The organism is Planococcus chinensis, assembly GCF_020071995.1.
Lineage (GTDB): Bacteria > Bacillota > Bacilli > Bacillales_A > Planococcaceae > Planococcus > Planococcus chinensis_A.
The window spans coordinates 249254-275236 of record NZ_JABWTK010000002.1; the positions used below are offsets into that span (position 1 = coordinate 249254).

Sequence of the window (25983 nt, forward strand, 5' to 3'; positions counted from 1 at the left end):
TTTTAAACAAAAAAATAAGACCTCCCATAGGAGGCCTTATCCGAAGTAATGCAGCACATTAGCTAGTGCATCTTTTGTAAAGATTGGTTTGCCGTACTCCTCAAGACGGTGAATCGTAATCGGAGAAGTTTGCAGGTACTCAGTGAAAATACTGATATTGTCTTTAACATCACTTTCCGAATGAAGGAGTTCATCAAACCCAGCATACAGATAGTATTTGTTTTCATAGTGATAAAGAGCTGATTCAATCGGTACGTACATTAAGCGGCGCGCCAATGGCAGCAATTCATCGACTTCAGAGAAGACAAATGTATATTCAAGTTTTTTCAAATCAGGTTCATCGAAGATTGGTTCAAACTCATCAAATTCTGATGCAGCTGCATCATCTCCGCCGAACATTTTACGGCGTTCTTCTATGTCATCAGGCAAATCAATCTTTTGCCCATCTTTAGTAAGCTGAGCCCGGGTAACCGTTACTTCAAGTCCTTTATCCATCGCTTGGACTTGAATCCACAGTGGCCCTTCCATAACGAAATCGGCTTCTTCGTTCACTTCATCCATCATTTCCCAAAACAATTCTTCACTTTTGTCTCTGTTAAACCAAATTTCGTCACGGCTAAAGCCACGTTCTTCAACATCAAGATAGGAAATGTAAAATTTCACTGTATTATCATTGATTCGTTCGATCTCCATTTTACACCTCTCCTTTCGAAATGGACTAAGAGGATCGTCCTTCTATACCGTGCTGTGGTACTGCCTTAATTATATCCTGTTTTTCAACGGAAGAGAAAGTATATGCCTAAGGCTGTCTAAGCTTCAAGTAACTAAGAGTTTAATGGATTGTACAGATAAATGCAACTAATTAAAATAAAAGAAAAACTGTCCGGGATCCATTATGAATCTTCATAAAGACCGGACAGCTTGAAAACTTATTAGTTCACCATACGCTGCGCTTCGAGCAATTGATAAGCTCTAACTTTACGAGGCAAGAAGCGACGAATTTCATCTTCGTTGTATCCAACCTGCAGGCGTTTTTCGTCCATGATAATCGGACGGCGCAGCAAACCTGGGTATTCCTGAATTAATTCATATAGACGTTGTAGAGGCAAGCTTTCTACATCAACATTTAATTTTTGGAAAATCTTCGAACGGGTTGAAATGATTTCATCCGTTCCGTCTTCAGTCATTCGTAGAATTTCTTTTATTTCACTGATTGTTAAAGGCTCAGAGAAAATATTGCGTTCTGTATATGGAATTTCATGTTCTTCCAACCATGCTTTCGCTTTTCGGCAAGATGTGCAGCTCGGAGAAGTAAATAATGTAACCATCATAATGGAGCACTTCCTTTCGGATTCAAGTTAGTTCAGGAATTATTAAATTAGAATCACTATAATGTAGAAGCTTTACATTCATTATACAACAATCACTATCTATTGAATATAGGTATTGATAATATTTATTTAAAAACCTAATTGTATGTCACATAATTGCTACATAATTCTAAATTCCTTCATTTATTTATATTATTTAATTTACCCTTGTATAAAGACTTTAAACCCTCATTAATAAAATTTTTATTCTCAATTACGAATTCTGTTTGAAAATCACTTAGCCCTCTTTATATAGTACGATTGAGAACAGAAATAGTTGCAAAAAAACAAACCCAATCCAGTGATTGGGCTTTTCTAAGCATTTTAAGGCGTATAGTCTACCCCTTTGGAATAGGTATTTCCAGCGTTCCATAATAAAAACTCCTGGATCCCATTCTCATTTAGAGCTTTTATCTGAGCTTCCACTTCCGCTTTTCCGTATCGTTTAAAGTTTCCAGCCCCTAAATAAGAAGCGGTAAAGTCCTGAAGCCATGGCCGTGAAACTGGCGGGTTTTTTAATGCCGCCAATTTTTCATTTTCAACTTTGGCATACTCTGCTACAAGCTTGTAAGGTTCCAAATCGGGTTTGGCAATGCCGAAATAAGAGGTCCAGTGGCTAGGATAAATCATGGAAGAAATGACATCCACGTTTTCCGAGATTTTGGAGAAGTTTTGTCCAATACCCGGCGCCTCCGGCAGTGTTGCTGAGTAGCCGAAAATATCAACGGAAACTTCGACCCCGTATGGTTCCAATTGTTCTCTGGCATATGCGACAAAGTCCGTTACCGCTTCCACACGCCGCTGAACCGGATCGAGTTCTGATTCGGCGTATTCTCCCATGGAATATTGCAGTGTATCCGCCCGGTGTTCAAATCCTTCCGGGAAACGGACATAATCAAACTGAATTTCCTTAAAGCCCAATTTAGCAGCTTCAATGGCGATTTGAACGTTGTAATCCCAAACCTCTTTCAAGAAAGGATTAACAAAAGATTCACCCCTCCCGTTTTTCCATACGGTATTGCCGTCGGCAAAAGACCACTCCGGACGTTTATTAGCTAAGACGGAGTCTTTAAAAACGACTACCCTGGCAATAGGATAAATTTTCTTTTCTTCAAGCCGCTCCAAGATGGCACGCGGTTCTTTTATGTAAGGTTCACCAATCCCGAGCGCTGCAAGTGGAGTGCCTTCTTTCGGCTCATATGTTAAATGGCCGAAATCTTCTTTAACATCTATTACCATGGCATTCAAATCTGTTGTGTCCACCAATTCAACAAGCTGCTCAAACCGCGCACCGCCTGCAGAATGGGCAGTAACAAAGATGCCTCTTACTGCATCAGGGTATTCAAAGTCCAATCCGGAATCAAAGGCAAATAATTTAGAAGCAGCCAGCACTTCTGGGCTGATTTTCACGGCATGGTATGTACGTGGAGCAAAATCCAGTGGCTGGGATTCATCAACGGCTGCGGAAACTGGCGACACGATGAGGGTACCTAGCAGCAGCGAACAAACGGCTGTTGATAACTTTGTCTTCATTCAGTTATTCCTCCTTTGTCAGTATCTGTAATCATCTTAACATTTTTCTGAATATTTCATACAGTAAAGCAAGAAGCTTACTGACATTATTTTCAGCATTTCCAGAATGTAAACAAATAAAAAAGGATGCCAGGCAGGCATCCTTTTTCCGTCTATAGACAAGGTTTCAATGATAGGAATACAACTGCGTAAAACCAGCCGGTCCGGTTGTATGTTCGTTCATATACAATGAGTAAAAGTTTTTTGCCTTTAAACTCGAAAAGGATGCCAAACAGGCATCCTTTTTAAGATTATCTTACAGCACTGGCAGCTTTTAAAGATTCAAATTCCTTCTCAGAACATTGAACAAAATGGCCAGGCGTAATTTCTCTCATTTGTACATTATCAGCTTCCGTGTAGTTGTGGGTAGCCGGATCATATGATTTACGGACACGATTGCGTTCGTAGTTCGGGTCTGGCAGCGGAATAGCTGAAAGCAGTGATTGTGTATATGGATGCATCGGATTATTGTATAAATCTTCTGCTGGAGCCAATTCCACAAGTTTTCCGAAATACATCACGCCAATACGGTCAGAAATGTATTTTACCATGGACAAGTCATGGGCGATGAACAAATACGTCAGCCCTTTTTCTTCCTGCAGTTCTTTCAGCAAGTTGACTACCTGTGCCTGAATCGATACATCGAGCGCCGAGATCGGTTCATCGGCAATAATGAAATCCGGATCAACCGCAAGCGCACGGGCAATTCCTAAACGCTGGCGCTGCCCGCCTGAGAATTCGTGCGGATAACGGTTTGCGTGCTCTTTGTTCAAGCCAACCGTTTCAAGAAGGTCGAAAACCATCTTCTTGCGGTCAGCCGCATTTTTAGCCAATCCATGGATATCAATGCCTTCTGCGATAATATCCATTACTTTCATACGCGGGTTTAGTGAAGCATATGGATCCTGGAAAATCATCTGCATTTTGCGGTTGAATTTTTTCAGGTCTTTTTTTGATTTTTTGCCGTGCACATTTTCGCCTTCGAAGAAAACATCTCCAGAAGTCGCATCGTACAAACGGATGATCGAGCGGCCGGTAGTGGATTTCCCACAGCCAGATTCGCCAACCAAGCCTAAAGTTTCGCCTCTGTAAATATCAAAGCTGATATCATCGACAGCTTTCACTTCGTTCGCTTTGCCGACATTGAAATGCTGTTTTAGGTTTTTGATTTCCAATAATTTATCTGCCATTGTAAACCGCTCCTCCTTCATAATATCTGCTTCCCGGGAACTTCTTCATGCGTTCCACTACGGTTGCAGGAGGTTCAACTTGTGGTGCATCTGGGTGCAATAGCCATGTTGCCGCATAATGAGTATCGCTCACTTTGAAGAATGGAGGGTTTTGCTCCATATCGATTTGCAGCGCATATTCACTGCGGAGTGCAAATGCATCCCCTTTAGGCGGTGCCAACAAGTCCGGCGGCGTCCCTGGAATGGCATACAACTTTTCCTCTGAAGTATCGAGCGACGGCATTGAACTTAACAAGCCCCAAGTATACGGATGCTGCGGATTGTAGAAAATCTCATCTACCGTTCCGATTTCCACAATCTTGCCTCCGTACATAACCGCTACACGGTCTGCAACATTCGCTACGACGCCAAGGTCATGTGTGATGAAGATAATCGAAGTATCGATTTTCTTTTGCAGGTCTTTCATCAATTCCAAAATTTGCGCCTGGATGGTTACATCAAGTGCTGTAGTCGGCTCATCCGCAATCAAAATCTGCGGATTGCAGGCAAGTGAAATAGCGATAACGATACGCTGGCGCTGTCCACCGGAAAACTGGTGCGGATACTGTTTCATACGCAATTCCGGTTTTGGCATACCAACTAAGCGAAGCAGATCAATTGCCACTTTTTTTGCTTCAGCTTTACTGATTTTTTGGTGCTTTAAAATCGGCTCCGTAATTTGACGGCCAATCGGCATCGTCGGGTTTAACGAAGTCATCGGATCCTGGAAAATCATCGAAATGTCTTTTCCACGGATTTTTTGCATTTCTTTATCGCTCAATTTGGTCAAATCACGTCCGCCAAAAAGAATCTGGCCATTTTTAAATTCAGCTGAATTCTCAGGAAGCAAACGCATGATGGATTTTGTCGTAACGGATTTACCTGATCCCGACTCACCTACGATTGCCAATGTTTCCCCTTTGTATAAATCAAAGTTTACGCCTCGGATCGCTTTAACTTCCCCGCCAAAAGTGTTGAAGGAAAGTTCGAGGTCTTTTACTTGTAGAATCTTTTCCATTTGTAACTTTCCTCCTTAATCTTTCATCTTAGGATCAAGCGCATCACGAAGTCCGTCACCGATCAAGTTGAAGCAAATCATGATCAAGCTGAGCAGAATCGCCGGGAATGCCAAGATATGCGGCTGATATTGAAGCAATTTGTAGCCATCATTGATCAATGTACCAAGTGAGGCATCCGGTGCTTGCAGCCCTAATCCGATAAAGCTCAAGAACGCTTCGAAGAAAATAGCGCTTGGAATTGTAAACATCGTGTTGATGATGATAATCCCCAGAACGTTCGGCATCAAGTGTTTCCAGATGATGCGCGAGTCGCTGGCGCCTAAAGTTCTGGAAGCCAGTACGAACTCCTGGTTTTTATACTTAAGAACTTGTCCACGGACTACCCGAGACATCCCGGTCCAACCGGTTATGGTTAAGGCAATGATGATGGCCAAAATACCCGGATCCATGATCATAATGAACAAAATTACTACGACAAGGTTTGGAATACCTGTCAAGATTTCAACGATACGCTGCATTAAGTCATCAACGCGTCCTCCGAAATATCCGGAAATACCGCCGTAAATAACACCAATCAACATATCAATCGCTGCTGCAACGAAAGCAATGAATAATGAAACTTGAGTACCGACCCATAGGCGAGAGAACATATCGCGGCCAAGGCCGTCTGTACCGAACCAATAGTTGACTTCTACATTTTTCATTTCGTATAAGTTTACTTCTTTGCCGCCTAAAGTACCTACCCCGTCAAAAATACCCAGTTTTTCAAGTCCTGGAATTTTCGGTGGCAAGTTGGCATGTGTAATGGTTTGGGCGTTTGGTTCATACGGGCTGAGCATCGGCCCTACAAATGACATGATAACAATTAAAAGGAACAGGACTAAACTAGCAATCGCACCTTTGTTTTTCTTCAGGCGGTGCCATGCATCCTGCCAAAAGCTGACGCTTGGTTTCGAGATGCGTTCAGCTTGCTTGGTATCTACCGTAATTCGTTCAAACGAACCTTTCGGTAACTTTTCGAGATTTTGTGTCATGAGCTTTTACCTCCTGAAAGACGGATCCGAGGATCAATGATGCCATAAAGAATATCTACAATCAAAATAACGACAATTAAGAACACGGAGAAGAAAATTGTTGTGCCCATGATAATGGCGAAATCATTAACCATAATGGATTTAACAAATTGCTCTCCAATACCAGGAATCGCAAAAATTTGTTCTACTACTAACGAGCCAGTCAAAATACCAACAGTCATTGGCCCTAAAACCGTGATCAATGGAATCAAAGCATTACGGAAAGCGTGTTTGAAAGCGATTTCAGAACCACTGGCCCCTTTAGCTTTCGCCAACGTAATATAGTCTGAACCCAATACCTCGATCATTTCCGTGCGGATAAAACGGGCTGCAGTTGCAAGCGGGAACATTGCTAGTGCAATGGATGGCAGGACACTGGACATAAATCCGTCTTTCCATAGAGCAACTGGGAACCATTCCAATTTTAAACCGAAGAAATATTGCAGCATAGATGCAAAAACGAATGACGGAATCGAAATTCCGATGATGGCAATTAAAGTACTGCTGTAATCCACCCATGTATTTTGGCGCAATGCAGCAATCATGCCAAGCAAAATCCCGATAATGGTACCAAGGACCATTCCTTGGAATCCTATTTGCGCAGAAGGACCCATTCGGCTAATAATCAAGTCCGTAACAGGAGCACCTTTAAACTGGTTAATAGAAACGCCTAAATCTCCTTGTACAATTCCAAACATATAGTTAAAGTATTGAACCGGTAGAGGATCATTCAAACCGTAAGCTTCTTCAACAACTGCCCTTTGTTCTGGAGATAATTTATCTGCGGAAGCGATAGGGGAACCCGGTAAAATTTTCATTAAGAAAAATGTAAACGTGGCAATCAAAGCCAAAGTGAGTACCATATAAATTAATCGTTTGCCGATGTATCGTGCCATGTTGCACCTCCATAAAAATCGTTCTCTATATGACAAGACTTATTTTTTCGCATTAATCAAAGGCTTGTTTTTTTCGAAAGTTAGCAGAAAATGGTCAATTTTCCGTGAATTCTCTTACATTAGAAAAGAGAGTATATCGTCCAATAACAAGCAGCGATATACTCTCTTACTATTTGTTTTTCACAGTGGCCAATTTACAGAATTATTCTTTTCCAGAAATGTAAGCCCATTTGTAACTGAAGTCTCCACCGAATGGGTGAACAACAATATCATGAACATACGGTTTTTGAAGTGACATGATTCCGCGCTGATAAATACCAGCGATTGCTGCATCTTCTTCGATCAAGATTTTTTCAGCTTTTGCCATTGCTTCCCAACGAGCTGGAATATCTTGAGCCAATTCGCCTTTAGCTTGTTCAATCAGTTTGTCGAATTCAGGGTTAGAGTAACCCATTTTGTTCTGTGCAGAACCTGTTACGAACAAATCTAGGAAAGTCATAGGATCCTGATAGTCAGGGCCCCAACCAGAGTTTTGGATATCGTAATCTTGTTTTTCGTCAAGTTCAAGACGTACTGCGAATGGAACTGCTTTCAGGTTGATAGTCAACCCTTCAAGGTTTCCTTCAAGTTGAGATTTCATGTACTCGTCCATTTTCTTGGCAAGTTCAGAATCTCCACCTAGCATTTCAAGTGTTACTTCTGTTACTCCTAGCTCTTTCAAGCCAGTTTCCCAAAGTTTTTTAGCTTCTTCAGCATTAAATTCGTTCATTTTTCCGTTTACTTCGCGGAAATCTTTCTTGCTTTCATCAAATGTGAATTCAGTTGGAACTAAGAAATCAGCTGGAAGTGATCCGTTTGCCAATACTACGTCAACTAAATCTTGTTTGTTGTAAGCCATTGAAATTGCTTTACGGATGTTTACGTTAGCAAGTGGAGTTTCTTCTCCGTTGCGTTCTTGGTTGAATTTCAAGTAGAACACAGTTGGCTCTAATTCTCTTACTACTTCTGGATCGTCAGCATATTGCATTGCATACTCACCAGATAGACCAGCACGGTCTTTTTCGCCTGAAGTATAAAGGTTAACCCCTGTACCAGACTCTTTAACAACGTCTACGTTGATTTTATCAAGTTTTACAGTTTCAGCATCCCAGTACTCAGGATTTTTTTCCATTGACCAAGTTAGGCCAGTGCCATCCCAGTTTGTCAATGTGAATGGTCCGTTGTAAAGAAGGTTATCTGAGTTAGAAGCATAAGCATCGCCTTTTTCAGTAACGAAAGCTTCTTTTTGCGGCAAGAATGTACCAAATGCCATTAATGAGATGAAGTAAGGAACTGGACGCTCAAGTGTAACCACTAGAGTTTTTTCGTCTTTAGCTTCTACGCCAAGCTCAGCTTTATCCATTTTGCCTTCTGCAATAGCTGCAGCGTTTTTAATCGTACCAGCCATCATGTATGGACCATAAGGTGATCCAGTAGCCGGGTCAACTGCGCGCTGCCAAGAGAACACGAAATCTTGAGCAGTTACAGGTGAACCATCTGACCATTTAGCATCACGCAATTTGAAAGTATAAGTCAAACCGTCTTCGCTGATTTCCGGTTCGCCATCAGCTACTGCCGGTTCTGCAACGTTATCTTGGTTCAAGCGGTACAAACCTTCGTTTACGTTGTTCATAATGTTGAATGCTACAGCATCTTCAGCAAGAGCTGAATCCATTGTTGGTATTTCTGCACTTTCCATCAAGTTCAATTCTTGGACAGAGTCCATTTCTCCTGATGCACTTTCTTTTTCTTTGTCGCTGTCTGAATCTGATGGTTCAGTTGAAGTATCTTCCCCGCCGCCACATGCTGCTAGGAAGGCACTAAGAACTAAAACCAGGCTTAGTAGCCAGAATACCTTGCTGTTTCTCACTTACGTGACCCCCTTAAATTTTCTGAAAAATTGGTACACTGTTTATTATACATAATCTTTTTTGCTTGTACAGCACTTTTTTTTGACTAGTTACAACTTTATAACAATGGCATGTCAAAAATATTACACAAAAGAGCATGAATATTGGGTTTATGAGGAATTTTTAACAAAAAGAGTTTTAATATTTTTTGATTTTTTTTATATTTTCTTCTACAATAGATGAGAATTGGGGTGCGAAAAAATGAAAAAATCCTTTATTGGAATAATCATTGTGCAAGTTTTAATACTTTTGACCATGGTGTTCAGGAGTGAACCATTCTCCCTTTTATCCTATATCAATAATTCTTTTGTCTACGGAGGCATTTTATTATTTATCGGCTTATGGGTTTTTGTGATCAGAACTGGAATCTTCGACATCTTTACAATGAGCATGCGAAAAGTCTATAAAGGCAAATCCACATTGGAAGATGACGAAATGCGTGCACCTTCTGAAATAATGGCCGTATCTAGCGCTCCATTATTGATCATCGGTAGTTTTACGTTAGCAGTAATGATAATTTCACTCATTATTTATCAGTTGTAAGCTTGCTAATAAAAACTTCTTTGTATTATAATAAATCAATATATAATGAGCGATGAAAAAGAAGAGTAAATGCTGTTCCTTCTATAGAGAGTCTGTGGCTGGTGGAAACAGATGAAGTGCTGCATTGAATGGGCTTTTGAGCTGGACCGGTGAAATAACAGTAGCCGGTTTCGTGTTCTTCACGTTATGAAGAAGAGTGGCCATTGACTGGCAACTAGGGTGGTACCGCGGAAAGACACATCATTCGTCCCTTTTTTTAGGGGATGTGTGATGTGTTTTTTATATTGAGGAGGAATTTGGATGAAAAAAATCTTTTCAGGCGTCCAGCCTACCGGTACCGTTACACTCGGAAACTATATCGGCGCATTCAAGCAATTTACCGACCTGCAGGATGAGTATGATTGCATTTTTTGCATCGTAGACCAGCATGCCATCACAATGCCGCAGGACCGGCTGGAATTGAGAAAAAATATTAAAGCATTGGCTGCGCTGTATTTGGCAGTCGGCATCGATCCGGAAAAAGTCACGCTCTTTATCCAATCGGAAGTGCCGGCGCACGCGCAGGCAGGATGGATGATGCAATGTATTTCAACCATCGGCGAACTGGAGCGCATGACGCAATACAAGGACAAATCGGCAAAAACCGCTTCCGTTTCTTCAGGATTGCTGACATATCCGCCTTTAATGGCAGCGGACATTCTGCTATACCAAACCGATGTGGTGCCGGTCGGCGATGACCAGAAGCAGCATATTGAACTGACGCGCGATTTGGCAGAGCGGTTCAATAAACGCTACAATGAAGTATTGAAGATTCCGGAAATCCGGGTTCCTAAAAACGGTGCGCGCATTATGTCGCTCCAGGATCCGACCAAAAAAATGAGCAAATCGGATACAAACAAAAAAGCGATTGTGACACTGCTCGATGACTTGAAAACCATCGAGAAAAAAATCAAAAGTGCTGTCACCGATTCAGAAGGCATCGTGAAGTACGATCCGGAAAACAAACCCGGCATTTCTAACTTGCTGACAATCGAAGCTGCATTGACCAACGAAAGCATCGAATCTCTCGTATCGAAATATGAAGGGGCCGGCTACGGCGATTTCAAAGCTTCGGTCGCCAAAGCAGTAACCGATCACCTTGCTCCAATCCAAGAACGCTACAAGGAATTGCTGAATTCAGAAGAGCTGGACCGGATTTTGGATGAAGGCGCTGAAAAAGCCAACTTCTTGGCAAATAAAACGTTGAAGAAAATGGAAAATGCGATGGGCTTAGGCCGGAAGCGCAAATAACGAAAAGGCTGCCGTAATGGCAGCCTTTTTTGTTCTTCTTAATTTACTGTTTTCCAGAAATATATGCCCATTTGTAACTATAATCCCCGCCGAATGGATGAACGACTATATCGTTGACATATGGTTTTTGCAGAGCCATTCCCCCTCGTTGATAAATCGGGGCAATTGCTGCGTCCTCTTCAATCAAGATGCGTTCAGCCTGTGCCATTGCATCCCAGCGTGCCGGAATGTCAAGCGCCAGTTCTCCTTTGGCTGATTCCACCAAAGCATCGAATTCAGGATTTGAATAACCCATTTTGTTTTGAGGAGATCCAGTTACAAACAAATCGATGAATGTCATCGGATCCTGATAATCAGGCCCCCAGCCGGAATTCTGAATTTCATAATCTTGGGCTTCATCCAGTTCCAAGCGGACATTGAATGGCACTGTCTTAATGGAGACTGTCAGACCTTCCAGGTTTCCTTCCAGCTGTGCTTTCAAATATTCATTCATTTTCTTAGATAGTTCAGTATCATCCCCCAGATATTCAATGGTGACTTCTGTCAATCCTTCTTCTTCCATCCCTTGTGCCCAAAGTTTTTTCGCTTCTTCTGCATTGTATTCATTCATGTCTCCGTTGACTTCCCGGAAATCTTCCTGATTTTCATCAAATGTAAATTCTGTCGGCACCAAATAGTTCGCTGGCAGTGATCCGTTTGCTAGAACTACATCAACTAAGTCTTGTTTGTTAAATGCCAAAGAAATCGCTCTCCGGATATTTTCATTGGCCAATACAGTGGGCTGGCCGTTCCGTTCCTGGTTAAATTTCATGTAGAAGATGCTCGGTTCGAGTATTCGTATCACTTCCGGATCATCCGCGTATTGCATCGCAAATTCTCCAGTTAAACCAGTACGGTCTTTATCTCCCGAATTGTAGAGGTTCAGCCCTGTTCCCGCATCTTTTACCACGTCTACATTGATTGTTTGAAGCTTAACCGTTTCTGCATCCCAATATTCCGGGTTCTTTTCCAACGTCCAAGTCAGCCCTGTGCCGTCCCAATTTGTCAGCATAAACGGGCCATTGTACAGAAGGTTATCTGAATTAGAGGCATATGCCCCGCCCTTTTCAGTGACAAAGGCTTCTTTTTGCGGCAGGAAAGTTCCGAAAGACATCAATGAAAGGAAATAAGGAACTGGACGTTCCAACGTTACCACCAATGTTTTGTCGTCCGTTGCCTCGATGCCAAGTTCCGCTTTGTCCATGCTTCCTTCTGCAATTGCTGCTGCATTTTTAATCGTGCCGGCCATCATATAAGGACCATATGGTGAACCCGTGGCTGGATCTACGGCACGCTGCCAAGAGAAGACAAAGTCCTGCGCAGTGACAGGTGTGCCATCCGACCAGTTAGCGTCGCGAAGCTTAAAGGTATAGGTCAGCCCATCTTCACTGACTTCCGGTTCACCTTCCGCCATAGCGGGTTCTGCTATATTTTCCTGATTCAGGCGATACAGTCCTTCATTGACGTTATTCAAAACATCGAAAGCTACCGCATCTTCTGCAAGGGCTGAATCCATGGTCGGTATTTCAGCACTTTCCATAATATTTAGGACCTGTTCGGAATCCAATTCTCCCGAGGCGCCGCCTTCAGTTCCTCCTTCTTCATTTTCCGGAGCCGTGGTATCACTATTGCCGCTGCATGCTGCAAGGAAGAAACCCAATCCCAATACCAAACAGAGAAACCAGTACATCTTCTTTCGATTCACTTAGCTCTCCTCCTTATTTTTCTGATAAGTCTGTTAAATAGATTATACAACTTATCATTACTATGTATAGTATTTATTTGATATATTAAACTAAAATAATCTTAAATTTATTATATATAATAGTAGAAAGTCAAAAGTATTTATTTTTTTCAAATCAAAAAGGCTGCTATTTAAGCAGCCTTTCGAGTTTAACGCAATGATTTTGGATTTAAAGCATCTTTCAACCCTTCACCGATAAAGTTGATGGACAGGATTGTCAGGGTAATGACTAAAGCCGGCGGCATCCAGATCCATGGTTTGCCTTGCAGCACATCCGGCTCGTTGGCAGATGACAGCATATTGCCCCAGCTTGGCGTCGTTTGCGGAACCCCGAATCCTAAATAACTCAATGCCGATTCGATGACGATCATGCTGGCAAAAATTAAAGTTGCCTGGACAATGATGGTCGACATGACATTCGGCAGCAGGTGCTTGCGGATTACTTTCCACGGTGAACAGCCAATAGACAAGGCAGCGAGAATATATTCATTTTCTTTCTCTGCCAGCACTTTACTGCGCACCAAACGTGCCACGCCGCCCCAGCTGAGAACCCCGATTACCATAATCAGCACCCAAAGACCATCTACGATTCCGTAAAGAACCGTATTCAAAACAATGACAAACACCAGGAACGGGAAATTCAATACGAAATCAGTAAAGCGCATCAAAATGCTGTCCACTGCTCCGCCAAAAAATCCAGCGATGGATCCGACTACCGTTCCGAGAGTAATAACCATTAAGGTAGCACTAAAACCTACTAACAAAGAAACCCGACCGCCGTAAAACAAACGGGTTAGTACATCTCTTCCGCTTTTGTCCGTTCCAAGAATGTGTTCGCCATTCGGCTGGATATTCATGGAACCGATATTCACTTTTGTAATATCCGGATTCGGCGACAGGTAAGGCGCCAGAAACGGTGCCAATAACGAGATGACGGTTACGATTATAATGAAAACGGTGCTCGCCATTGCCAATTTATTGCGCAGGAACTTTTTCCGGGCAATCTGCCATGGAGATAAGCTTCTTTCCGGCTTCTTCTGCTGTGTAATAGTGGTTGATGATGCCATATTTGCCCCTCCTTAATCCAAACGGATTCGTGGATCCACGATTCCATAAAGTATGTCTGCTATTAAATTCCCTGCCAGCGTTAAAAATGACAGGAGCATCGTTAATGCCATCAAAGTCGGATAATCCTGGTTCGTAACCGAGTCCAGGAACAGTTGGCCGATTCCCGGGTAAGTGAAAATCGTTTCTGTAATAATGGCTCCGCCGATCAATGCAGCAAAATCAAAGCCTAAGAAAGTGACCAACGGAATGATTGAATTCCGTAAAATATGGACATTGTAAATTTTCTTCATCGGCGTCCCTTTTGCACGGGCTGTCCGCACAAAATCTTTACGCGAGTTTTCAATGATGTCATTGCGCAGAAACTGCGTATAAGAGGCCGTACTCATTGCCCCGAGCACTACGGCCGGCAACAGTACATGGTGCAGACGGCTGAGCCAATATTCAAAAGTGCCGTCTTCAACCAAGATATCTACGGATCCCCCGAACGGGAACCAGTTTAAATGGAATGAGAAGAAGTAAATTGCAAATACAGCTGCCACAAATGAAGGAATTGCCAGCATGACATAATTGATGCCTGCGATGGCGTTATCACCGATGGTATACGGCTTCCGCCCGGAATACATTCCCATGGCAAAAGCCAGGACATATGTGATCAATAGCGCCATTACACCAAGAAAAAGTGTATTTGGAATTTTTTCCATGATGACATCGGCAACTGGGACTTTAAAACGCGTCGATTTGCCAAAATCTCCTTGCACGAAATCCGTAACCCAATTGAAATACTGCACCGGCAACGGATCATTATAGCCCAGTTTTTCTCTCATCTCTGCAATATACTCAGGATTTGTATTGAGCGGATCGATTTCACCGCTCAACGAATCACCCGGCATCAGCTTGGCGAGGGAAAAAACGACAATTGAAATAAGGATGAGCATAGGAATCATTCCAAGCAACCTTCTAAATGTGTATTTCAGCATATATACTCTCCTTGTCCGTGTTAGTCTTAGTTGCGCTCTCCCGCACGGTAAGAGCTGCTTGCCTTCAAGCATTCCTTACCGTGCATAAGAGCATCCATATAATTATTCAACGATGGGCTTTTCCAGCCCATCGTTGAATGTTAGTCTTTGCTTGTTATTCTGTTACGAACCATTCAGCTGGGCTGTTTTGGCCAGAAACATCAAATTTCGTACCGCCGACACGTTGGTTTAAAGCTCGGATTTCTTCAAGTTCTGCAATATAAAGCATTGGAACTTCTTCGTTTACAATCTTTTGCCATTCGATATACAAATCCGTACGTTTTTGCTGGTCTGTACCGACAATATCAATGTTCAAAGCGTCATCAAGCAATTTATCCGCTTCTGGATTGTTGTAACGAGGGTAGTTCCACAATTGATTTGCTTTCCAAAGGCCTGATGGATCCGGATCTGATCCAGTTCCCCATCCTCCGAAGAATGTTTCGATAGAAGGATCGTCTTTTTCAATCATTTCGTAGTACAGGTTAACTTCAACCATTTCCAATTCTGATTTAATGCCGACTTCTTCCCAATATTGCGTAATTGCTTGTGCACGTGACTCGAATGTCGGGTTTCCTGTTGCGTAGTGAGAGAATTTCACAACAAACTCGTCGCCGTTTGGATCTTCACGGAAGCCGTCGCCGTTTGTATCTTTGTATCCGGCAGCATCAAGCATTTCTTTTGATTTTTCCGGATCATATTCATATGTGTTCAGCTCACTGTCATCTGCTGCGTTCCAGTGGGCAGTCGGAACCGGTTTGTTTGCAACTTTCGCGTAGCCGAAGAAGAATGCATCAACCCATTCCTGGCGGTTAATTGCGTACATCATCGCTTGGCGAAGTTCTTTGCTCTGGTATTTTGGAAGTTCTTCAGTGATTGTCTGTTTTTCATTGTCGAATTTACCAAGTTTAAATCCAACATAGTAATAAGATAGCCCTGGGTACGTAACGATATCTACATTCTCCAAAGGCTCTACTTCAGGCCCTGAAACCGGCTGAAGGCTGATCATATCTACATCGCCGTTTTGCAATGCGCCAACTACTGAAGAGTTGTCAATTACACGGACAACGATTTTATCCAAGTTCACATCGCCATTCCAATATTCGTCGAAACGTGACATTTCAACAGATTCACCAGGGACGATTTTATCCACTTTGAATGGCCCGATGCCGATCGGTGTTGTACGCACCCATTCAGATGCCGACATTTCAGCAACTGGAACGTCTCCAAGAACGGATTCTGGAAGCGGGTAAGACCAAAGGTTTGTTAAGTTGTTAACTCGCGCTTCGTCAAAAGTGATGTTGATTTCGTAGTCATTTACTACTTCAACACCTGAAATTGTATCAGCTTCTCCTTTGCGGAAAGCTTCTGCGCCTTCAATTGTTTGGACATTTGTATAGCGAGGACCGTCATAGTCAGGGCTCGCGATTGTTTCAAATGCGAATACCCAGTCATTGACTGTCAGTTCTTCGCCGTTATGCCATTTCACGCCTTCTTTGAACTTGAAGTTGAAGACTTTATTGTCTTCTGTTGTCCAAGAAGCTACATTTGGTTCCGGTTCCAATTTTTCGTTGTAAGTAATCAATGACTCGTCAAATAAATCGATAATTTCTGCATCTGTAGCAATACCATAGAATGCTGGGTTAAATAACCCTTCAGGTGGAGCATCAATTCCGTAAACCATCGTACCGCCTTTTTGCGGTTCGCCTTCTGCTGCTGAATCTTTGCTGTCGTCTTTGGATGCATTATCTTTCGACGAGCTGCTTTCATCTCCTCCACAAGCTGCCAAAAATGCAGCAAGGGCAAGAATCAATGCAAATAGCCAGAATAACTTCCTGTTCTTCATTCATTTTCCCCCTAAATGTTTTTTTGATTTAATACAGTAAACACGCAACATGATGGCCCGGCCGCACTTCTTTTAATGGCGGCTTCTCTTTCGAGCAGATGTCCATTGCCATCGGGCAGCGCGTATGGAACGGGCAGCCTGACGGCGGATTTTGCGGGCTTGGTACATCGCCCTGCAGCACAATCCGTTCTTTCTTAATCGCCGTATTCGGTTCCGGGATTGCAGAAATCAAAGCCTGTGTGTAGGGATGCAGCGGTTCTCTGTACAAATCTCTATTTGAAGCAAGCTCGACGAGATTGCCCAAATACATGACTCCGATTCGATCGCTCATATGCTTTACTACGCTAAGGTCATGCGCAATGAACAAATAAGTTAAATCGAATTCTTTCTGCAGATCTTTCAGCAGATTTAATACTTGTGACTGGACCGAAACATCCAATGCCGAAACCGGCTCATCAGCCACAATCAATTTTGGGTTCAGCGCAAGTGCCCGGGCAATACCGATGCGCTGACGCTGGCCTCCGGAGAACTCATGGGCATATTTATAATAGGCCTCCTCGGGAAGTCCAACGCGAGTCAATAAAGACTTGATCTCTTGTTCCAATTCTTGTTTATCGCGCTTCTCGTAATTGAGAATCGGCTCGGCAATTATATCTCCAACCATTTGCATCGGATTCAATGATGCATAAGGGTCTTGGAAAACCATTTGAAAATCGCGTCGTGCTTTTTGGAGTTTGGATCCCGACACTTTGGTGATATCTTTTCCTTCGAAAAGGATTTTGCCGCCGGTAGGCTTTAACAGCCGCAGTATAGTACGGCCAGTTGTCGATTTCCCGCAGCCGGACTCCCCGACAAGCCCGAGCGTCTCTCCTCTTCGGATGGTGAACGAAACATCATCCACGGCTTTTACATTGCCAACCACTCGCTTAAAAAATCCGCCGGTCACAGGATAATAGGTTTTAAGGTTCTGCACGTCCAGCAGAACTTCCCTGCTTTCCAAGCTATCCATTCTTTCTTGTATGAAGTCTCTTGTTGTCATAAAACCGTAGCCCCTTCTTTTTGTGGTTTATGTCCTTCCGGCCAGCTTTCTTCATATAGAAGGCAAGCAGCTTCATGGTCTTGTGCCACTGCCCCGAGCTGAGGCGTAACAGTCAAACATTCCGGCATCGCTTTCGGACACCGGTTCGCAAAACGGCAGCCAATTTGAGGCATATTTATAATAGAAGGAACCAATCCATCAATCGTCGCCAATTTTTCTACATCTTCATCCATTTTCGGAATCGCTTTCATCAATAAATCTGTATAAGGATGCTTCGGATGGTTGAAGAGTTCGTCTACTGATGCCCGTTCTGCAATTTTTCCTGCATACATGACAATGACTTCGTCACAGATTTCTGCTACCACCCCAAGATCATGTGTAATAAGGATAATGGACATGTCATTCGATTCCTGGATGCCTTTCAGCAATTCCAGAATCTGTGCCTGCACTGTTACGTCGAGTGCAGTCGTCGGCTCATCGGCAATCAGCAGTTTTGGCTGGCAGGCAATCGCCATTGCAATCATGACGCGTTGTCTCATGCCTCCAGACAATTGGTGAGGATATTCATTCACGATTTTGTCAGCGCGGGGAATTCCGACACTTTTAAGCAGTGAAATCGAACGGAGACGTGCTTCTTTTTTCGTGATATTTTCGTGGTTCAATATAACTTCTTCGATTTGGTAACCAATTGTAAATACCGGATTGAGTGAAGTCATTGGCTCTTGAAAAATCATCGATATATCTTTTCCTCGAAGTTTGTTCATTTTCTTATCGGACAGATTTGAAATATTTTCTCCTTCGAATTCAATTTCTCCTCCGCGGATTTTGCCGATGCGCGGCGGCAGCAACTGCATGATCGATAGCGACATTACGCTTTTTCCACAGCCCGATTCTCCTACAATCCCGACGATTTTCTTGCGATTCACATCAAATGAAACGCCTTCTACAGCGTTGTAAAATTCTCCGTCAATCTTGAACCCGGTTTGAAGATTTTTTACTTGAAGAAGGGGTGCCGTCTTATTGGATGAGTATTTAACTGTCATGTCAACACCTCAAAATTCTTTTTTTTCTGTTAATTTGGATTGATTAAAGTTTATTACAAAAACATTACATAATCAATCCCTTTTTCATAATTTTAGTAATCGTTAAAGTATTTTGAAAACTTTTACAAGGCCAAAAGCCTTATGCAGTAAGGATTCAATAGTATTGTATTTAATTTAATTTTTTTGGATATTTTTCCTTAACCGTAAAAAAACCGCCAGGCTTCGGCAGCCTGGCGGTTACTATCAAATACTATTCTTCAAATTTCTTTAAGACGATAGAGGCGTTATGGCCGCCAAATCCTAATGAGTTGCTCATGGCATAAGTAAAATCACCAAGCCGCGCTTCGTTTGGCACGTAGTCCAAATCACATTCCTCATCCGGTGTGCCGTAGTTGATTGTCGGCGGCATGATGCCTTCCTTCAGCGACAGCGCAGTGAAAATAGCTTCTACTCCACCTGCAGCGCCAAGCAAATGGCCTGTCATGGATTTTGTTGAACTCATGCCCAATTTGTAAGCATGCTCCCCGAATACAGTTTTAACTGCCATCGTTTCAAACAAATCGTTGTACGGTGTACTCGTTCCGTGGGCATTGATGTAGCCGATCGACGTTTTTTCGACGCCGCCGTCTGCAAGTGCTTGTTCCATCGCACGAGCTGCTCCTTCTCCTCCTGGAGCTGGAGCAGTAATATGGTGGGCATCGCCAGTAGAACCGTAGCCGACAATTTCCGCATAAATCTTGGCGCCGCGCGCTTTCGCATGCTCGTACTCTTCCAGAATTACAATCCCTGCACCTTCTCCAATGACAAAGCCGTCACGGTTTTTATCGAACGGACGGGAAGCTGTCGCAGCGTCAGGGTTTGTCGTCAATGCTGTATTTGCAGTAAATCCGGCAACTGACAAGCGTGTAATCGGTGCTTCTGCGCCTCCGGAGATCATCACATCGGCATCACCGCGCTGAATCACTTTGAAAGCATCGCCTATTGAGTTTGTGCCAGAAGCACACGCAGTAACCGAGCAGGAGTTGATGGCTTTTGCGCCAAAGTAAATGGAAACCTGGCCGGATGCCATATCCGGAATGATCATTGGCACGAAGAACGGGCTGACTCGCCGTACACCGCGATTATTCAACACTTCCAACTGGTTTTCGATTGTTTCCATTCCGCCAATTCCAGATCCGATCCAAACGCCTGTGCGAAGAGCCGTTTTTTCATCCAGCTCTAGATTCGCATCTTTCATCGCCATAATGGATGATGCCAATGCGTAATGCGTAAAGCGGTCCATTTTTCTGGCTTCTTTTTTCTCAATATAATCTTCGATCGAGAAGTCTTTGATTTCGGCAGCCACTTTAGCCGGGTATTGGTCCGCATCCAATCTTGTCAGTGGACCAACTCCTGATACACCATTTTTCACTGATTCCCAAGTTGCTTCTATGTTGTTTCCTAATGGAGTTACAGCACCGACTCCAGTGATTACTACTCGACGATTCGTCATTCTATCTTCTTCCTTTCGCTTGTACAATTATTTGCCCCATCTCATTGCTATTGCGCCCCAAGTCAATCCGCCGCCAAATCCGACCATTACGACAACATCGTCTTCTTTGATGCGTCCTTCTTCCACGTCTTCGACGAGCGAAATTGGAATAGAAGCCGCAGATGTATTCCCATATTTGTGGATGGTCTTTGACATCTTCTCTATCGGAAGGCCTAAACGTTCTCGAGAAGCTTCCATGATTCGGATATTCGCTTGGTGTGGAATCAGAAAACTTACTTCTTCCTGGGTTAGGCCCGCTTTTTCAATGACGTTGACCGCCGATTCGCCCATTTGGCGCACAGCAAACTTGAATACTTCACGGCCATTCATCACTAAATATTCATCCTGGTATAAGTGTTTCCCGCCAGTGCCGTCTGCACCCAGCTCAAATGAAAGGATTCCGCGTCCTTCTGATACTTTCCCAAGAACGGCAGCTCCTGCCCCGTCGCCGAAAAGTACTGCCGTGTTGCGGTCTTCCCAGTTGGTGATTTTAGACAGTTTTTCTACTCCTACAACGAGAACATATTTATAAACATCAGATTCAATGAATTGTTTTGCAGTTACGAGTCCATACATGAAGCCTGCACACGCGGCCGAAAGATCCATTGCAGCAGCATTGACTGCTCCCAGTTCCTGTTGGATGGCACAAGACATCGAAGGGAAAGGCTGGTCCGGTGTTACGGTCGCAACCAGAATCAGTCCAATTTCTGCCGGGTCTATGGCGGCATCCTTGATAGCCTTCTTCGCTGCATCCAATGCCATATGGGAGGTATCCTGATCATCTTTTGCAATCCGGCGCTCTTCGATTCCGGTCATAGTACGGATCCACTCATCTGAAGTATCCATGCGTTTTTCCAAATCGAAATTCGTTAACTTATCTTCAGGCAGACATCTGCCTATGCCGATAATTCCTGCATTCATTATTGGTCCCTCTTTTCAATTAACATCAATTATTAGTACCTGGTAATAATAATACGCCCTCTCACCAATTTTTTCAACTTACTGACATACTTCAGACAAATTATTTTTTAAAATGATAAACTTTCTTTCTGTCAGAGAGGCTCTATGATATGATGATAGAAGATATTTCTATGTTGAGGTGAAACTGATGCAATATATTGGAACATTCTTCTGGTCATTTTTATTAATTTCTTTGTTGAACTACGTAGTAAGTGCAGTCCAAAACGTACCGTTTGATTTTATGCTGGGCGTTTATGTTTCTCTAGCGGTTTCCATCCTGATCTTTGTAATTTCTGCAATTATTCCGGATGAGCCTGTAGCTGAAAAGCATTAATCATAAAAAGAAGCGTAATCCGGAATCCGGATTACGCTTCTTTTTTGTTGATAACTAAATTTCCATTGTCCATGACCAAATGCAAAACAGTATTTGGCGCAAGATCGCCTTTAATCAATTCCCGTGCAATTTTTGTTTCAATTTCGCGTTGGATAAAGCGTTTCAAAGGGCGTGCTCCGAACAGCGGATCGGTTCCCGCTTCAATGATATACTCGATTACCGAGTCATCCACTTCCAGTCCAAGCTGCTGCTGTTTCATGCGTAAGGCCAGTTCATTCAGCATTTTCTTCGCAATGCCATAGAAGTGGCTATTGTTCAAAGCATGGAAAATAACGATATCGTCAATCCGGTTCAATAACTCCGGTTTAAAATGCTTCCGAAGTTCCGACATCACGATGTCTTCAATGTTGTGTTCCGTATCTTCCGCTCCAATATAAGCGGAACCGATATTGGACGTCATAATGACGACTGTGTTGGAGAAGTTGACGAGCCGTCCCTGGCTGTCCGTAATGCGTCCATCATCCAGAATCTGCAACAGAATATTTGCAACATCCGGATGCGCCTTTTCTATCTCATCGAGCAGGACTACAGAGTAAGGGTTGCGTCTGACCGCTTCCGTCAACTGGCCGCCTTCTTCGTATCCGATATAGCCTGGAGGTGCGCCGACAAGACGGGATACGCTATGTTTTTCCATATACTCCGACATATCAATCCGGATAAAATGGTCTTCCGAATCAAAAAGGTTCGCAGCGAGTGATTTCGCCAGTTCCGTTTTCCCGACTCCCGTAGGACCCAGAAAGATGAATGAGCCGATCGGCTTCTGTTCATCTTTGATGCCGGCGCGGGCACGCCATACCGCTTCCGTCACCAGCTCGACTGCACGGTCTTGGCCAATGACGCGTTCTTTAAGGGTGTCGCCAAGGCGCAGCAATTTCTCCCGCTCCCCTTCCACCAGCTTCGTTACCGGAATCCCTGTCCATCTTGCGACAATGCCAGCAATTTCATCATCTGTCACTTCTTCACGCAATAAGCGGGCGGCTCCGTCTTTTTTCAGATCTGCTTCAAGAGCTGCCAGTTCTTTTTCCAGCTCTGGAATTTTCCCGTGGCGCAGTACAGCAGCAGCGTTCAAGTCATAATTATTTTCCGCATCTTCCAATTGCCGGCGGTATTGATCCAGCTTCTCGCGTTTTTCCTGAATTTTTTTCAGCGATTCTTTTTCCGCTTTCCATTGCTGCTGCATACCTGAAGACGACGCCTTCAGCTCAGCGATTTCCTTGCGCAGCGTTTCGAGTCTTGTGATGCTCGCTGCATCTTTTTCTTTCCGAAGTGCCTGTTCCTCAATCTCCAATTGCATCAGACGGCGTGTAACTTCATCCAGTTCCTGCGGCATGGAATCAATTTCCGTCCGGATCATGGCACATGCCTCGTCAATCAAATCAATTGCTTTGTCCGGCAAGAAACGCTCCGTAATGTACCGGTCTGACATCGTTGCTGCCGCTACAATCGCCCGGTCATGGATCCGCACTGCATGATGCAATTCAAAGCGCTCTTTCAAACCGCGCAAAATTGAAACCGTATCTTCAACAGACGGCTCACGCACCATGACTTGCTGGAACCGGCGTTCAAGTGCCGGATCTTTTTCAATGTGCATCCGGTACTCATCGAGTGTCGTAGCACCGATACAGAACAGCTCACCGCGCGCCAGCATCGGCTTCAGCATATTCCCTGCATCCATCGCGCCTTCTGTGCGGCCCGCTCCTACAATCGTGTGGATTTCATCAATAAAAAGAATAATTTCCCCGTTGCTGTCTTTCACTTGTTTTAAAACACTTTTTAAGCGTTCTTCAAATTCTCCCCGGTATTTGGCGCCTGCAATCAGCGAGCTCATATCGAGTTCATAGATTGTCCGGTTTTTCAGGCCTTCCGGTACATCATTTCGGACAATGCGCTGGGCCAAGCCTTCGACAATTGCGGTTTTCCCGACGCCCGGTTCACCGATCAGGACCGGGTTATTTTTTGTTTTACGCGATAAAATGCGAATGACATTGCGGATTTCCTGGTCTCTCCCGATCACAGGATCCATCTTCCCGCTTTTCGCCTGTTCCACCATGTTTCGGCCGTATAGTTCCAACGGCGATTTTTGTTCTTGATTAGCAAATTGAACCATTTTCTTCACTCCTTAAAGAGTTTGACCTTTCTTGACTAATTTGATTATATGCATTTTTAGCGTCAAAGGCAAATGATATGCTAACAAAAAAACCTTCAGGAATTAGCTCCCTGAAGGTTTTGATTAACGGACGCCGAGCGCCATTTTTGCGTAACGCGACATTTTGTCTTTGCCCCATACCGGCTGCCAGACGATTTTTACATCGACTTCGCTTACTTCCGGCAATTCGTACAATGCATGTTTCACCATATCGACGATTTGAGGTCCCATTGGGCATCCCATTGAAGTCAATGTCATTGTCACTACTGTAAAGCCCTCTTCCGACATTTCTACATCGTATACAAGGCCCAAATTGACAATATCTACTCCAAGCTCCGGGTCAATGACTTGTTCCAAAGCACCCATGATGCTGTCTTTCATATCTTGATCCATTAGAATCCCTCCTTTTTCTGCTCTTCTCATCTTAACAAACTTTGGGCTGAAATGAAATTCCCCTGCTTATTGGACAGTATGCTCAGCCAGCCATTTTGCAGCAGCCAGCATTCCGGGACGGCTGACAGCATGTCCCGCTTCTTTTTCGCCCATGAAATGAAGATGCTCCGGCACTTCTTCGTATTCTTCTTTCAGCGCTTTGAAAAAGCTGAACGTCGGGCTGTACGGCACCGTCGTATCTTGTTCTCCATGCCAGAAAAAGACCGGGCGTTTATTGAAGATGCCTTTGTTTTTCGTTGCATCAAAGCGGGCCAGTGTGGCAAGCATCTGTTTTCTTTCTTCATCCGTGATCGGCAGTTTAAACCCTTTCGATTCAAACTGGGCCATCTGCGCTTTTGCCAGCTGTACATAGTTCGGTGCGCCCATCATAACAGCTGCAGCTTTGATCCACGGATAAACCGTCAAAGCTCCGAGTGTTGTAATGCCGCCCATCGATGTGCCTCCTATGCCTAGTTCGCCTTTTGCCCATAGTTTTTCGTGGATGGTTTTATGTATGTAATCTAATTCTTCTATAGAAGTTAGGACAACTTCCCAAAAGCGGAGGCTCATCTGCACTTCATCCAGCCCTTCTTCCCGTTCCCCATGCAAATGTGCATCCGGCAGCAGGACACGCATTCCTTTTTCTACCATTTGGTAAGCATAATGCAAGTTATGCTCTTTGGCGCTCATATGCCCATGGAAAAATACCGCCGTTGGCAGGCGTTCGTCTTTCTTGCCGTCCGGGTATATATGAAGCAGCGGAATGTTATTCCATTTTTCGCGTTCTACTATCATTTAGTTCACTTCCTTCATACATATCCTACCAATGTTCCTGAAAGTCGGCAAACAATCCGAAGCTTCTTTTTCCTTTTTTCTATAAAGAAAGACAGGAGATCCTTCAAGAAATTTTGACGAAACCCTTCTATTATCGCTACACTAGAGCTAGAGAGAGAAAGGAGACGGAATACCATGAAACAGCATTTGATCGTCCTTGACTTAGACGGCACATTATTGACCGACCAGAAAGTCATTTCAGAGAAAACAAAGCAAACCTTGCAGCAAGCACTGACAGCTGGCCATCAGGTTATGATTGCCACCGGCCGCCCTTACCGTTCAAGCGAACCTTATTATAAAGAATTGGGTTTAACTACCCCCATCGTCAATTTCAACGGAGCATTCGTCCATCATCCGCTGAACAACAACTGGGGAGTTCACCATACTCCGATTTCGTTGGATGTCGTTCACGAAGTAGTGGAATCGATGCATGATTTCAATTTTCATAACATCGTGGCAGAAGTGCTCGACGATGTCTACGTTCATCACCATGACGAAAAATTAATGAATATTTTCCGATTTGGCGATCCTTCAATCACAGCGGGTGATTTGCGGAATTACTTGAAAGTGGATCCGACTTCTTTGCTGATACATGCCCCTTATGAAAAGGTCGGCTTGATCCACGACCATCTAAACGAAGTCCATGCCGAAGTGATTGACCATCGCCGATGGGGCGCTCCTTGGCATGTGATTGAAATTGTCAAAAGCGGCTTGAACAAGGCTGTCGGCCTGGACCGCGTGTCTAAATCGCTTGGCATTTCCCGCGAGAATATCATCGCTTTCGGTGATGAAGACAACGATTTGGAAATGATTGAATTTGCCGGAGTCGGAGTGGCGATGGGCAATGCCATCGATCCTTTGAAGACCATCGCGAACGAAATCACCTTAACAAACAACGAAGACGGCATTGCCGAATTGTTGATTGACCGTTTAAAACTTAACTAGAAAAAGGA

General features: G+C 43.7%; 23 protein-coding genes and 1 other annotated feature. Of the genes, 4 read left to right on the plus strand and 19 right to left on the minus strand.

Features of this window, described 5'->3' with window-relative positions:
* Positions 1-36: 36 nt before the first annotated feature.
* The 8 genes from mecA to HU147_RS04375 all read right to left on the minus strand — a co-directional run bounded on the left by mecA (position 37) and on the right by HU147_RS04375 (position 9068).
* Positions 37-693 carry an adaptor protein MecA gene (gene mecA, locus HU147_RS04340; RefSeq protein ID WP_224075078.1) on the minus strand — a complete coding sequence of 219 codons (657 nt, stop codon included), beginning with the start codon at positions 691-693 and terminating at the stop codon, positions 37-39.
* 239 nt (positions 694-932) lie between these two features.
* Entirely contained in the window at positions 933-1328 is a 396-nt protein-coding gene (spxA, locus tag HU147_RS04345; protein WP_175557103.1) for a transcriptional regulator SpxA, read from the minus strand.
* A gap of 366 nt (positions 1329-1694) precedes the next feature.
* Positions 1695-2903: a putative glycoside hydrolase gene (locus HU147_RS04350; RefSeq protein WP_224075079.1), complete on the minus strand. Its 1209-nt coding sequence runs from the start codon at positions 2901-2903 to the stop codon at positions 1695-1697.
* Between the two features lie 290 nt (positions 2904-3193).
* Positions 3194-4132, minus strand: a complete 939-nt coding sequence (locus HU147_RS04355; RefSeq protein ID WP_036804279.1) for an ABC transporter ATP-binding protein — start codon at positions 4130-4132, stop codon at positions 3194-3196.
* Positions 4122-5189: an ABC transporter ATP-binding protein gene (locus tag HU147_RS04360; protein WP_224075080.1), complete on the minus strand. Its 1068-nt coding sequence runs from the start codon at positions 5187-5189 to the stop codon at positions 4122-4124. Before HU147_RS04360 ends, HU147_RS04355 begins: the two co-directional genes overlap by 11 nt.
* Positions 5190-5204: 15 nt before the next feature.
* Positions 5205-6224, minus strand: coding sequence for an oligopeptide ABC transporter permease (gene opp3C / locus HU147_RS04365; protein WP_224075081.1), 1020 nt, complete (start codon positions 6222-6224; stop codon positions 5205-5207).
* On the minus strand, positions 6221-7159 hold the full coding sequence (opp3b, locus tag HU147_RS04370) for an oligopeptide ABC transporter permease (protein ID WP_224075082.1): 939 nt from the start codon (positions 7157-7159) through the stop codon (positions 6221-6223). Before opp3b ends, opp3C begins: the two co-directional genes overlap by 4 nt.
* Before the next feature lie 202 nt (positions 7160-7361).
* The gene (locus tag HU147_RS04375; RefSeq protein ID WP_224075083.1) at positions 7362-9068 is read right to left on the minus strand and encodes a peptide ABC transporter substrate-binding protein; all 1707 of its coding nucleotides are present in this window, start codon (positions 9066-9068) and stop codon (positions 7362-7364) included.
* Positions 9069-9363: 295 nt separating this feature from the next.
* Between HU147_RS04375 and HU147_RS04380 the strand changes: the two genes are divergently transcribed.
* Positions 9364-9651 (plus strand): DUF3899 domain-containing protein, encoded by a 288-nt coding sequence (locus tag HU147_RS04380; RefSeq protein WP_224075296.1) that lies wholly within the window; start codon positions 9364-9366, stop codon positions 9649-9651.
* A 43-nt stretch (positions 9652-9694) separates the two neighbouring features.
* Positions 9695-9906: a binding site (T-box leader), on the plus strand.
* A 45-nt stretch (positions 9907-9951) separates the two neighbouring features.
* Positions 9952-10941 (plus strand): tryptophan--tRNA ligase, encoded by a 990-nt coding sequence (trpS, locus tag HU147_RS04385; RefSeq protein ID WP_224075084.1) that lies wholly within the window; start codon positions 9952-9954, stop codon positions 10939-10941.
* A 43-nt stretch (positions 10942-10984) separates the two neighbouring features.
* On the opposite strand, the gene HU147_RS04390 is transcribed toward trpS, so the two are convergent.
* From HU147_RS04390 to HU147_RS04425, 8 genes are all read right to left on the minus strand, one after another.
* Positions 10985-12685, minus strand: coding sequence for a peptide ABC transporter substrate-binding protein (locus HU147_RS04390; protein ID WP_224075085.1), 1701 nt, complete (start codon positions 12683-12685; stop codon positions 10985-10987).
* Positions 12686-12873: 188 nt separating this feature from the next.
* Positions 12874-13791 carry an oligopeptide ABC transporter permease gene (gene opp4C / locus HU147_RS04395; protein WP_224075086.1) on the minus strand — a complete coding sequence of 306 codons (918 nt, stop codon included), beginning with the start codon at positions 13789-13791 and terminating at the stop codon, positions 12874-12876.
* Between the two features lie 12 nt (positions 13792-13803).
* Positions 13804-14769 (minus strand): oligopeptide ABC transporter permease, encoded by a 966-nt coding sequence (gene opp4B, locus HU147_RS04400; protein ID WP_224075087.1) that lies wholly within the window; start codon positions 14767-14769, stop codon positions 13804-13806.
* A gap of 154 nt (positions 14770-14923) precedes the next feature.
* Positions 14924-16651 carry an oligopeptide ABC transporter substrate-binding protein gene (gene opp4A / locus HU147_RS04405; protein ID WP_224075088.1) on the minus strand — a complete coding sequence of 576 codons (1728 nt, stop codon included), beginning with the start codon at positions 16649-16651 and terminating at the stop codon, positions 14924-14926.
* Positions 16652-16679: 28 nt separating this feature from the next.
* Positions 16680-17690 (minus strand): ABC transporter ATP-binding protein, encoded by a 1011-nt coding sequence (locus HU147_RS04410; protein ID WP_317985485.1) that lies wholly within the window; start codon positions 17688-17690, stop codon positions 16680-16682.
* The gene (locus HU147_RS04415) at positions 17687-18733 is read right to left on the minus strand and encodes an ABC transporter ATP-binding protein (protein WP_224075089.1); all 1047 of its coding nucleotides are present in this window, start codon (positions 18731-18733) and stop codon (positions 17687-17689) included. Before HU147_RS04415 ends, HU147_RS04410 begins: the two co-directional genes overlap by 4 nt.
* A 250-nt stretch (positions 18734-18983) precedes the next feature.
* Positions 18984-20225 carry a beta-ketoacyl-ACP synthase II gene (gene fabF / locus HU147_RS04420; RefSeq protein ID WP_224075090.1) on the minus strand — a complete coding sequence of 414 codons (1242 nt, stop codon included), beginning with the start codon at positions 20223-20225 and terminating at the stop codon, positions 18984-18986.
* A 27-nt stretch (positions 20226-20252) separates the two neighbouring features.
* Entirely contained in the window at positions 20253-21185 is a 933-nt protein-coding gene (locus tag HU147_RS04425) for a beta-ketoacyl-ACP synthase III (protein WP_224075091.1), read from the minus strand.
* Between the two features lie 187 nt (positions 21186-21372).
* On the opposite strand from HU147_RS04425, the gene HU147_RS04430 reads away from it, so the two are divergent.
* Positions 21373-21558: a YjzD family protein gene (locus HU147_RS04430; protein WP_224075298.1), complete on the plus strand. Its 186-nt coding sequence runs from the start codon at positions 21373-21375 to the stop codon at positions 21556-21558.
* A gap of 31 nt (positions 21559-21589) precedes the next feature.
* Here the strand turns inward: HU147_RS04430 and HU147_RS04435 are convergent, their stop codons facing one another.
* From HU147_RS04435 to HU147_RS04445, 3 genes are all read right to left on the minus strand, one after another.
* Positions 21590-23725: an ATP-dependent Clp protease ATP-binding subunit gene (locus HU147_RS04435; RefSeq protein ID WP_224075092.1), complete on the minus strand. Its 2136-nt coding sequence runs from the start codon at positions 23723-23725 to the stop codon at positions 21590-21592.
* Between the two features lie 123 nt (positions 23726-23848).
* Entirely contained in the window at positions 23849-24157 is a 309-nt protein-coding gene (locus HU147_RS04440; RefSeq protein WP_036804315.1) for a metal-sulfur cluster assembly factor, read from the minus strand.
* A gap of 66 nt (positions 24158-24223) precedes the next feature.
* On the minus strand, positions 24224-24991 hold the full coding sequence (locus HU147_RS04445) for a prolyl oligopeptidase family serine peptidase (protein ID WP_224075093.1): 768 nt from the start codon (positions 24989-24991) through the stop codon (positions 24224-24226).
* A gap of 174 nt (positions 24992-25165) precedes the next feature.
* Between HU147_RS04445 and HU147_RS04450 the strand changes: the two genes are divergently transcribed.
* A complete protein-coding gene (locus HU147_RS04450) occupies positions 25166-25975 on the plus strand; it encodes a Cof-type HAD-IIB family hydrolase (RefSeq protein ID WP_224075094.1) in 810 nt (269 codons plus the stop codon).
* Positions 25976-25983: the final 8 nt, after the last annotated feature.

Bases quoted from the DNA above. Each gene is read 5' to 3' on its own strand.
- mecA (WP_224075078.1), bottom strand. From the start codon at position 693: ATGGAGATCGAACGAATCAATGATAATACAGTGAAATTTTACATTTCC.
- spxA (WP_175557103.1), bottom strand. From the start codon at position 1,328: ATGGTTACATTATTTACTTCTCCGAGCTGCACATCTTGCCGAAAAGCG.
- HU147_RS04350 (WP_224075079.1), bottom strand. From the start codon at position 2,903: ATGAAGACAAAGTTATCAACAGCCGTTTGTTCGCTGCTGCTAGGTACC.
- HU147_RS04355 (WP_036804279.1), bottom strand. From the start codon at position 4,132: ATGGCAGATAAATTATTGGAAATCAAAAACCTAAAACAGCATTTCAAT.
- HU147_RS04360 (WP_224075080.1), bottom strand. From the start codon at position 5,189: ATGGAAAAGATTCTACAAGTAAAAGACCTCGAACTTTCCTTCAACACT.
- opp3C (WP_224075081.1), bottom strand. From the start codon at position 6,224: ATGACACAAAATCTCGAAAAGTTACCGAAAGGTTCGTTTGAACGAATT.
- opp3b (WP_224075082.1), bottom strand. From the start codon at position 7,159: ATGGCACGATACATCGGCAAACGATTAATTTATATGGTACTCACTTTG.
- HU147_RS04380 (WP_224075296.1), top strand. From the start codon at position 9,364: ATGGTGTTCAGGAGTGAACCATTCTCCCTTTTATCCTATATCAATAAT.
- trpS (WP_224075084.1), top strand. From the start codon at position 9,952: ATGAAAAAAATCTTTTCAGGCGTCCAGCCTACCGGTACCGTTACACTC.
- opp4C (WP_224075086.1), bottom strand. From the start codon at position 13,791: ATGGCATCATCAACCACTATTACACAGCAGAAGAAGCCGGAAAGAAGC.
- opp4B (WP_224075087.1), bottom strand. From the start codon at position 14,769: ATGCTGAAATACACATTTAGAAGGTTGCTTGGAATGATTCCTATGCTC.
- opp4A (WP_224075088.1), bottom strand. From the start codon at position 16,651: ATGAAGAACAGGAAGTTATTCTGGCTATTTGCATTGATTCTTGCCCTT.
- HU147_RS04410 (WP_317985485.1), bottom strand. From the start codon at position 17,690: ATGACAACAAGAGACTTCATACAAGAAAGAATGGATAGCTTGGAAAGC.
- HU147_RS04415 (WP_224075089.1), bottom strand. From the start codon at position 18,733: ATGACAGTTAAATACTCATCCAATAAGACGGCACCCCTTCTTCAAGTA.
- fabF (WP_224075090.1), bottom strand. From the start codon at position 20,225: ATGACGAATCGTCGAGTAGTAATCACTGGAGTCGGTGCTGTAACTCCA.
- HU147_RS04425 (WP_224075091.1), bottom strand. From the start codon at position 21,185: ATGAATGCAGGAATTATCGGCATAGGCAGATGTCTGCCTGAAGATAAG.
- HU147_RS04430 (WP_224075298.1), top strand. From the start codon at position 21,373: ATGCAATATATTGGAACATTCTTCTGGTCATTTTTATTAATTTCTTTG.
- HU147_RS04435 (WP_224075092.1), bottom strand. From the start codon at position 23,725: ATGGTTCAATTTGCTAATCAAGAACAAAAATCGCCGTTGGAACTATAC.
- HU147_RS04440 (WP_036804315.1), bottom strand. From the start codon at position 24,157: ATGGATCAAGATATGAAAGACAGCATCATGGGTGCTTTGGAACAAGTC.
- HU147_RS04445 (WP_224075093.1), bottom strand. From the start codon at position 24,991: ATGATAGTAGAACGCGAAAAATGGAATAACATTCCGCTGCTTCATATA.
- HU147_RS04450 (WP_224075094.1), top strand. From the start codon at position 25,166: ATGAAACAGCATTTGATCGTCCTTGACTTAGACGGCACATTATTGACC.